This window comes from Microvirga aerilata (assembly GCF_016743775.1).
Lineage (GTDB): Bacteria > Pseudomonadota > Alphaproteobacteria > Rhizobiales > Beijerinckiaceae > Microvirga > Microvirga aerilata.
This window is the reverse complement of the sequence record NZ_JAEQMY010000152.1, coordinates 1-7,937: the sequence shown is the minus strand read 5'-3', so window position 1 is coordinate 7,937 and position 7,937 is coordinate 1. Positions and strand designations below refer to the sequence as shown.

The window sequence follows — 7,937 nt, the reverse complement described above, 5'->3', positions numbered from 1 at the left end:
GTTTGTAGCTGACGGACTTGCTCATACCGGCCTGCCTACACGCCTCCCTCTGATACTCGGGTTAATGTGACAACACCGGTTGCTCGCAGCGAGCACAAGGGACCGCACAGCCGGTCGGCGTCGCGGCCTCGGGATGCTGTGTCAGTGCGAGCTGAAACAGGGCAAGGCCGAACCGGGAAGCTCACCCAGATTTGTGACACTTTTGCGCACGTCGCAGCAGACTTCATTCCCCTCGCTGTCCGATGGGAGCTGCCCTACGCCCCCTGCTCCGCCTCGACGATCTCCTCGTCTTTGATCGCTTTGAGGGTGAAGTGGAAAGCCGTCCCCTCCCTGGGCGCCGACTCCGCCCAGATCTTCCCACCATGGGCCTCGATGATGGTCCGACAGATCGACAGGCCCACGCCCATGCCGGTCTTCTTCGTGGTCGTGAACGGCGTAAACAGCTTCTCGATGATGGTGGGAGCAATCCCAGTCCCCGTGTCCTTGACGCTCAGCTGAACCGTCGTTCCGGTATCAGCCATCTCCGCTTTGATCGTCAGGTCACGCTGTTCAACCTCCTGCATCGCCTCCATGGCGTTGCGCACCAGGTTGAGCAGAACCTGCTGGATCTGCACCCGACTGACGAGCACCTTGGGGCTCTCATGGGGAAGATCGAATTCAACCTTGACCCCCTTGTCCTTGGCGCCCACCAGAGCAAGGGCACTCGCTTCCTCGATCAGCTTGCGCAGATCCTCGATCTCCTGGTCGGTCTCGCCGCGCGCCACAAAGGTCCGCAGCTGGCGGATGACCTCGCCGGCTCGGTGAGCTTCCTCCGTCGCCTCCTCGATCCCGTGGCGAAGCATCGGGACGTGCTCGCCGTCCATGCGATCCAGGATCATGCCGCAGCCCTTCAGGTAGCCGGTGATGGCCGTGAGCGGCTGGTTGACCTCATGGGCCAGGGTCGACCCCATTTCGCCCATAGCGGTCAAGCGGGACATATACGCAAGCTCAGTCTGCAGCTCCTGCATCCGCTTCTCGGTATACTGCCGGTCCGTCAGGTCACGAATGAAGGCCGTGAAGTAGCGCTCGCCGCCCGACTCCATCTCGCCCAGATGTACCTCCATCGGGAAGGTCGAGCCGTCCTTGCGCTGGGCCACCGCTACTCGGCCGCTTTCCGTAAGTGGCCGCTCCCCGGCCTGGCGATAGTGATGCATAATGCCGTCGTGCTTGTCCCGATAGGGCAGTGGCATGAGATATTTGACGCTGGTCCCGATGATCTCCTCGGGCTGGTAGCCGAACATCTTCACGGCGGTAGCACTGAAGGATCGGATAATGCCTTTCTCATCCGACACGATCATCGCGTCCGGCACAGTGGACAGGATCGACTGCAGGTGAGCCGTCTGACGCAGCAGGCCGTCTTGGCTGGCGCGCAGGGCTTCCTCAGCCGTGATGTGGTGGGTGACATCCTGGGCAATGCCAAGCCTGCGGGTCGGCCGATCATCCTTGTCCACGAGCGTGTGCCCGAGGGAGCTGATCCAGCGTTCCTCGCCGGTATCGGCCCGGATAATCCGGAAGGTGTTGGTGAATGTCAGACTGTGTGCACGATCGGTGCTGTAAAAGTCCTGCACGACGCTCTCCCGATCGTCAGGATGGATGCGCTCCAAGATGAGCTCCTGCGTGATCGTGGTATCCGGCGCAAAGCCGAACAGCTCCTGGGCTTCGGCCGTCAACTCCCGCTCGCTTGTAACCAAGTTCACGTCCCAGATCCCCAGTCCCGTGGTCTCAATCGCCAATCGGAGCCGCTCCTCGCTTTGGCGTAGGCTCTCCTCGGCATGCTGAACGCCGGTGATGTCGCGAGAGATAGACAGTAGCGCATCTGGCTTACCGTCGCTTCCCATGATCGGAGTGACCACTACGTCCCACCACTTGGGCGTTCCAGCCAGTGTCGGGCAGAAGCCGCGGAAGCGCCCGGTATCGCCGGTCCTAGCCCGCAGCACCGCCCTGCGGGCATCCTCAGCGGTGGTGCCGCTCCAGAAGCCGAGCCAGTTGCAGCCCTCGATCTGTGCGAAGTCTCCCACCTCCATGGCGCGGCATCCACCCTCGTTCAGGAAGCGCAGGCAGCCTTCGAGGTCGAGTACCTTGATGCAGTCATCGGAACTGGCGTGCAGCCGGTTCAGCATCTCGGTTTTCTGCGCAAGCTCGCGCTCGGCCTGCTTGAGCTTCATCTCACGGGTGATGGAACGGGCGAGCGCCACCAGCGTGCGCTCCTGCGCCTCCGACAATCCACCTGGACGAACTTTGGAGTCTGAGACAACCAGGGCGCCCAGAGGCACTCCGTTCTCATTCCTCAACGCGATGCCGGCATAAAAGCGCAGCCCCGGTTTGCCGGTGACGAATGGGTTGGTGCGGAGTTCTGGATGCTCCCTGAGATCGCTGATGACTACGAGCCTGTCCTGTCGCATGGCATAAGAGCCGAACGAGACATCGGACGGGATCTCATCCTGCTCAATCCCAATCTTAGCCTTGAACCAATTTCGGTTTTCAGTCACGAAGCCAACAGACGCTGTAGAGGTTTGGCACACCTCGGCTGCGATCTGAACGATGTCATCAAAGGCTGTCTCCGGCGGAGTGTCGAGAACTTCGAGTTCTTGCAGAGCAGCAAGCCGGATTACTTCGTCCCAAGCAGGAACGCTGCCGTTGAAGGTGCTGGTCGCCATTTCGATTATATGCCCCGCCCTAAGACTGTATTCTTTGTCGTTAGGTAATGCTCGCGATGCGGTAGCAAAGGACTGGCGAGAGGACAATGTAAATGCTGTCGCAGCTGTAAGGTTTGCAGCAGCTATTAGTCTAAGCTTTATTTTTTATTTGGATGGGGGGGGCTTGTTCTCGGTCTGTCTGTTGTATGTTCTGTCCTTTCGCTAAGCGTCTACGTAGTTGGTCTACAGCCAAGCTTTCGGTTTTCCCTTATTGTGCGAGCCAGCGATACGGTTCATCTATCTGCTCGTTGAAAACGCGACGCATACTTAATCGAGTTTTAAGAAGAATAAGACTTTACAGAGACTTACCGTAGGGGCAGTGCGGGTGCAAACGGGTCGCGAACACGGTCAAAAGGCCGGGCGCGACCCTTTCTTTTTGAGCACAGGGAACTGCTCAGCCGGGGCCGTTCACATGATCCTTCAGGACATGGGAGGCGGTAAACGCGATGGCGCGGTGCGGTTCAACCGGCACCCCGACCCCGGTCTGGGGGTTCGCCCGACCAGCTTGGCCCTGTCCCGCACGGTAAATACTCCGAAGCCAGAAAGCTTGACGCTTTCTCCTGTCACCAGAGTATCGGTGATCTCGCTGAGTACCTGCTCGACCACTGCCGCCGCCTCATGCGCGGAAGTCCGGACGCTGCGTACGCCGCCTGGACCAAGTCTGCCCAGATAACGTTTTTACTGGCTATCAGCCCCTCTCGTGGTTCTCGGAGAAGCTTCAGTATAGGGCATCGCACTACGGCGGGTGTTTCTGCTCAAGCTTCTTCATAAGAGTTTGGAGATGCTCCAGCATCTCGGACGCGAGAAGATCGTCGTACAGGCTTCGCAGCGAATGCGTGATGGTAAGGGTCACCTGCTCCTGGGAGGCGTTCAGACTGTTGCGGACCTGTTTTGGCCAATCGTGATCGGTGCCGTGTTGCATAGCGCTTTTCACATATATTCAGACCAACTCGGCCCTTTCAGATGGCTTTCAGCATGGCAGTTACTCCTCGGGCGACACAGATTTCCGCGTTCTTGTGCCGAGCCTGGAGGATTAGAACACAGAAGAGGGCCGACACCGGTTAGGCCTTTTTGTTTCCCGCCACGCTGAAACTCATCCTCTCGTCCGGCTTTGGTCCTACGACGGCTCGCCATTTGGATCCAGGGTGGCCTATCACCGCCGAGCAGATTGGCTGACCCTTTCAGCGGGTTCCTTACGGCAGCCAATCGTCAAAACTCCTTGGGCCGAGCACCCGCCCCGGTCCTGACGCTGTTGAGGTTGGCAGAGCGCAAACTCGCATGCTCAAGTGGTTCTCTATCCCGCTAGGGTACGAGTGGAGCATCCTCGGTACGACAGGTGTGACCAAAAACCGGCTTTGCCGGACTAAAGCCAGCCATTCTCACCTTGGCATCGACACGGGGCCCTTTCCTAAGCGGAATGGGTCCTTTTCTTTAGCCGGGTTAAGCGGAGATCGCTGGAACTCATGTCATAGGACAAGGTTCTGTCCCGTGTTGTGTAACGTTTGCGTCCCCGTTCCAACACCAAACAGGGAAAACACTCTATGCTGAGACTGCCTGTCTATGGATTTGCCAAGCCGGTGGATGACACTGTGACCCGCGCCACGACCATTCTCAAGAACCGCGAAGACTATACTGCCAAGGGCTTTGGTTCTGGGCCGGCCCCTAAGCCACAAAAGCCCAACTTCAATCGGGCGTGGCAATAACCTCACCACTGCTTCCACTCATTGTGATCACTTACCGAACGCGAATCGCGGACGGGAGGCTCATCTGTCTGTTGGCAGGGTGATCCTGGCCAGCGCTCTCCAACAGGAGCGGGGCGGCTCAGCCGCCTCGTTCTTGTCGCATCCTACCAACACATCCTTGAACGGTGCGCCCACTGGTACCTCAATTTGCGATCTCCACCTCCTGGGAGGTCGTCTCAGGGCCCAAAAGCCGAGACGCCCACATGGCCGCCTGGGTCCGGTTGGCGGCCTTGGCCTTCCGCAGGATTGCCTTGACGTGCACCTTTACGGTGGCCTCCGCCAGCCCGAGATCCCGTGCAATGACCTTGTTTGAGGCCCCTTGTGTCAGGAAGCGCAGGATCTGGGCCTCCCGATCCGAGAACTTGGCTCCAACCTCAGGACGATTGTTTGCAGCGGCGCTCGTCGGCAGCCGGGGAGCGGTGGATTGCTCGAGCATAGCCAAGCTCACCGAGATCGGCAGGAACCCCTCGCCGAGCATTACCAACTCCAATGCCTTGACCATCGCCGCCTGAGACATGCCGGTTGGGCAGAACCCGTCAAGGCCGAGGGTGCAGAGATCCCGAACGATCCAAGGATCGAGGTTTTCACTGAGAGCCACCAGACGGGCGCCGGGATACTGCTCCTTCAACTGCTTGATCCTATCAGCAGCGCTGTCTGGCGAGAGGCTATCGCAGAGAAGAACAAGCTCCGGCAACGTCCCTGCGGCCGGCTCACTCCCTACCAACACGAACCGGGTGCCTTTCAGGATATAGCTGACGCCGGTGCGGAGCAGCGCTTTCTGGCAGATTAAGTAGGTGGTTACCTGCTCGGGAGCACTCGTTTCCAGAGCCAGTGGCCGGGCTTTGTAGCCGACGTCTTGGTCCATGTTCAGGTTCCCCTTGTTCTTGTCAGACTGGACCGACGCCAAAGCGTTTCCTTGTCCGCCTACAAGCTGCAGGCAGGTCCTTCTGGCGTGTAACCAGCTGATCCGGGAATGCCGAAGCGTAGGCGTGATGTGGCATTAACGAGGCTAAACCATGGCGGTTCCCAGAAGGGTATGACCCTCGGAGTTAAGCCAATCGGGGCAGAAGCCCCTTCCCCTACAAATGTCCAGCCAAGCTGAAACCCGTCTACCTCATCAGGATTATTGGGGCGAGGGCGGCCATCGCCTTCAGGACTCAGAGGCCTCCTCACCTACTTGACAACGGCGGGTGAGGACGCTTCCTCTTTATGTGACCTGTTTTGGCCGCGTCGGACCTGAACGAGAGACGTCGGCGGTCCCATCGGCACAGAAGCTGAAACGGACACCATGCGCTCTGAACGTGCGGACAATGGCCTCGACGGTGTCCCGGCGCACTGTGGTGTCCCCCTGCCCTTCGATCCGCTTCAGCGAGGCCACTGAGACGTTTGAGGCTTCGGAAAGCTGTCTGATGGACCAGTTTAGCAATCCCCGGGCTGCCCGGATCTGATCGCTCGAGGGCAGCACAGTCGACTCAAAATCGAAATGCCTTTCCCTTGCCTCCGCTGCGAGCGTCTCAATGGCAGCCTGGCCCGTAGCATCTAAGGTGGTGCAGCCAGAGCTCATCGACCACCAAACGGCTCAAGCCCTTCAGGAGCCTGGTTCGATCGAGGCTGAACTCACGTGGTTGCGTATCCAGGACGCACAAGGACCCGAGGTGCACCCTCTCCTAATCGTCAGCGGAGCCCCGGCATAGAACCGATGTGAGATTCCCCAACAACGTAGCGGTTGCGAGTAAAGGTACGATCGGCTGGGGCATCGGGCACAACAAAAATTTTTCATGCAGGATTGTGTAGGCGAAGGAGGCGTATCGAGGATGGCGAGCTCATGAAGCGCGAACAGACGCTCGGCCTCATTAGGGGACTGCGAGAATAGCATCAGGTCAAAAACTCTAGCTAAACAATGTAGCGTGTTGGATTGCAGCACTTTGGTTGGCCGTTGCCGCGGGGGTACGGCACAAAGCTGGTGTCAAACTAGCCTCCAGTCCTATCGTGGCCCTGGCTCCTGCAGCGAAATGCCTGCCGGCACCTTCAACTCACCGTCTTCCTGGTCCAGGTCGATGAAACGATTATCTTTCGGGATGACCAGCCCCTCCCCGATTTTAGGCAGTCGCGAAAGAGCCGTGCACGTGATCGCCGATCTTTGGCCGGATGAGGCTTCGGTGCCTGTCAGCCTGGCTCCGTTCTTCCCGGGTTCGGTCAGACTGCCTTCGATCCGGATGCTCTGATCCGGAAACGCCCAGGTGAAGCGCCGGCCTGTCTGCTCCCACTTGCCCGGCCACTCGCCCGGCTTAGTGCGAGAGGCATCGAAGATGTAGGGGCTCACCTCGCCATTCTCGAACTCGCCACCGCCGACACCGCCGCCCGGGTAGAAGGTAATCACAAATTGGGTGCGATCTGACGCGCGGGTGCACTGCCAGAGTGAGCCTGCAAGGTTCAGGCCGTCGGCCAGAACTGCAGAAGGCACCAAGATGATCCCGAATGCGGCCAGCAGAAGGGTTCTCATGGTCGTGTCTCCTGTCGGCGCAGGTGCCGGAACAGCACCGTAGACGGCAGGTCGTTACTTAAATTTATCAGGAGACCGAATTAAGGTAATCGGTGTTATCGCCGCCGTCGTCCTGCCTTCGGGATCATCTGATCGACATTTCCAAAGTCAGCCCATGGATCGCCATGAAGATGTGACAGCCGAGCCGCGAGGTTCCCAATCCGGTACTGATTGCCGCTGCGGATCGCCGGCAGTTCCTCCCATGTAATCGGGGTTGACAGCGGAGCACCAGCGCGGGCTCGCGTCGAATAGGCTGCCACAGCTGTCGCCCCTCTCCCGTTTCGCAGGTAGTCAATGAAGATTCGACCAGTTCTGGCGCGTTTAGCCATCGTGTCGGTGTAGAGAGCCGGGCTCGCCTTCGCCATAGCCGCGGCGACATCGGCTGCGAAGGTTTTGGCCCCATCCCAAGACGCACTTGGGCGAACTGGCACCACAACATGCAGGCCCTTGCCGCCGGGGGTCCTGACTAAACTTACCAGACCAAGTCCTTGGAGGTGATCACGTACATCGACCGCACCTTGGACAACAGCATCCCAGCCGACGCCATCGCCTGGATCCAAGTCGAAGACGAGGCGATTAGGCTTTTCAGGGTTCTTCAAGGTGGAACCCCATGGATGGATCTCGAGCACGCCGGCCTGAACCAGGGCGAGAAGGCCTGCCAGGTCCTGGATCGCCACAGCCTCGTCATCGCTGACTTTAACCCGACGGACCAGATCGTTATCTAGACCGGCCCATGCGTGTTTCTGGAAGAAGCATTCCTTCTGGATTCCTCCTGGGCACCGCACGAGCGACAAAGGCCGGTTCACGATATGCGGCAGAATGTGCTCGGCAATGTTGAAGGAAAGGGCAGCGGTGACCTAACAGCGACTGCCGCAGCACCTATCTCTTCCTGCTCGGGTTCATCTGCGATGCAAACAG

7 protein-coding genes are annotated in these 7,937 nt (G+C 59.1%); all 7 read right to left on the bottom strand.

The window, feature by feature from the left end:
- Positions 1–254: 254 nt before the first annotated feature.
- The gene (locus JKG68_RS30040; protein ID WP_202065852.1) at positions 255–2,696 is read right to left on the bottom strand and encodes a PAS domain S-box protein; all 2,442 of its coding nucleotides are present in this window, start codon (positions 2,694–2,696) and stop codon (positions 255–257) included.
- A 459-nt stretch (positions 2,697–3,155) separates the two neighbouring features.
- Complete coding sequence (locus JKG68_RS30035; protein ID WP_376773239.1) at positions 3,156–3,404, bottom strand: HU family DNA-binding protein; 249 nt, start codon at positions 3,402–3,404, stop codon at positions 3,156–3,158.
- A gap of 67 nt (positions 3,405–3,471) precedes the next feature.
- Entirely contained in the window at positions 3,472–3,657 is a 186-nt protein-coding gene (locus tag JKG68_RS30030) for a hypothetical protein (RefSeq protein ID WP_202065849.1), read from the bottom strand.
- A gap of 962 nt (positions 3,658–4,619) precedes the next feature.
- The gene (locus JKG68_RS34005; protein WP_246516059.1) at positions 4,620–5,342 is read right to left on the bottom strand and encodes a LuxR C-terminal-related transcriptional regulator; all 723 of its coding nucleotides are present in this window, start codon (positions 5,340–5,342) and stop codon (positions 4,620–4,622) included.
- A gap of 342 nt (positions 5,343–5,684) precedes the next feature.
- A complete protein-coding gene (locus JKG68_RS35020) occupies positions 5,685–6,041 on the bottom strand; it encodes a helix-turn-helix domain-containing protein (RefSeq protein ID WP_202065847.1) in 357 nt (118 codons plus the stop codon).
- 420 nt (positions 6,042–6,461) lie between these two features.
- Positions 6,462–6,980 (bottom strand): hypothetical protein, encoded by a 519-nt coding sequence (locus JKG68_RS30015; RefSeq protein ID WP_202065845.1) that lies wholly within the window; start codon positions 6,978–6,980, stop codon positions 6,462–6,464.
- A 95-nt stretch (positions 6,981–7,075) separates the two neighbouring features.
- Positions 7,076–7,852 (bottom strand): non-homologous end-joining DNA ligase, encoded by a 777-nt coding sequence (gene ligD / locus JKG68_RS30010; protein ID WP_312891045.1) that lies wholly within the window; start codon positions 7,850–7,852, stop codon positions 7,076–7,078.
- Between the last annotated feature and the right edge of the window lie 85 nt (positions 7,853–7,937).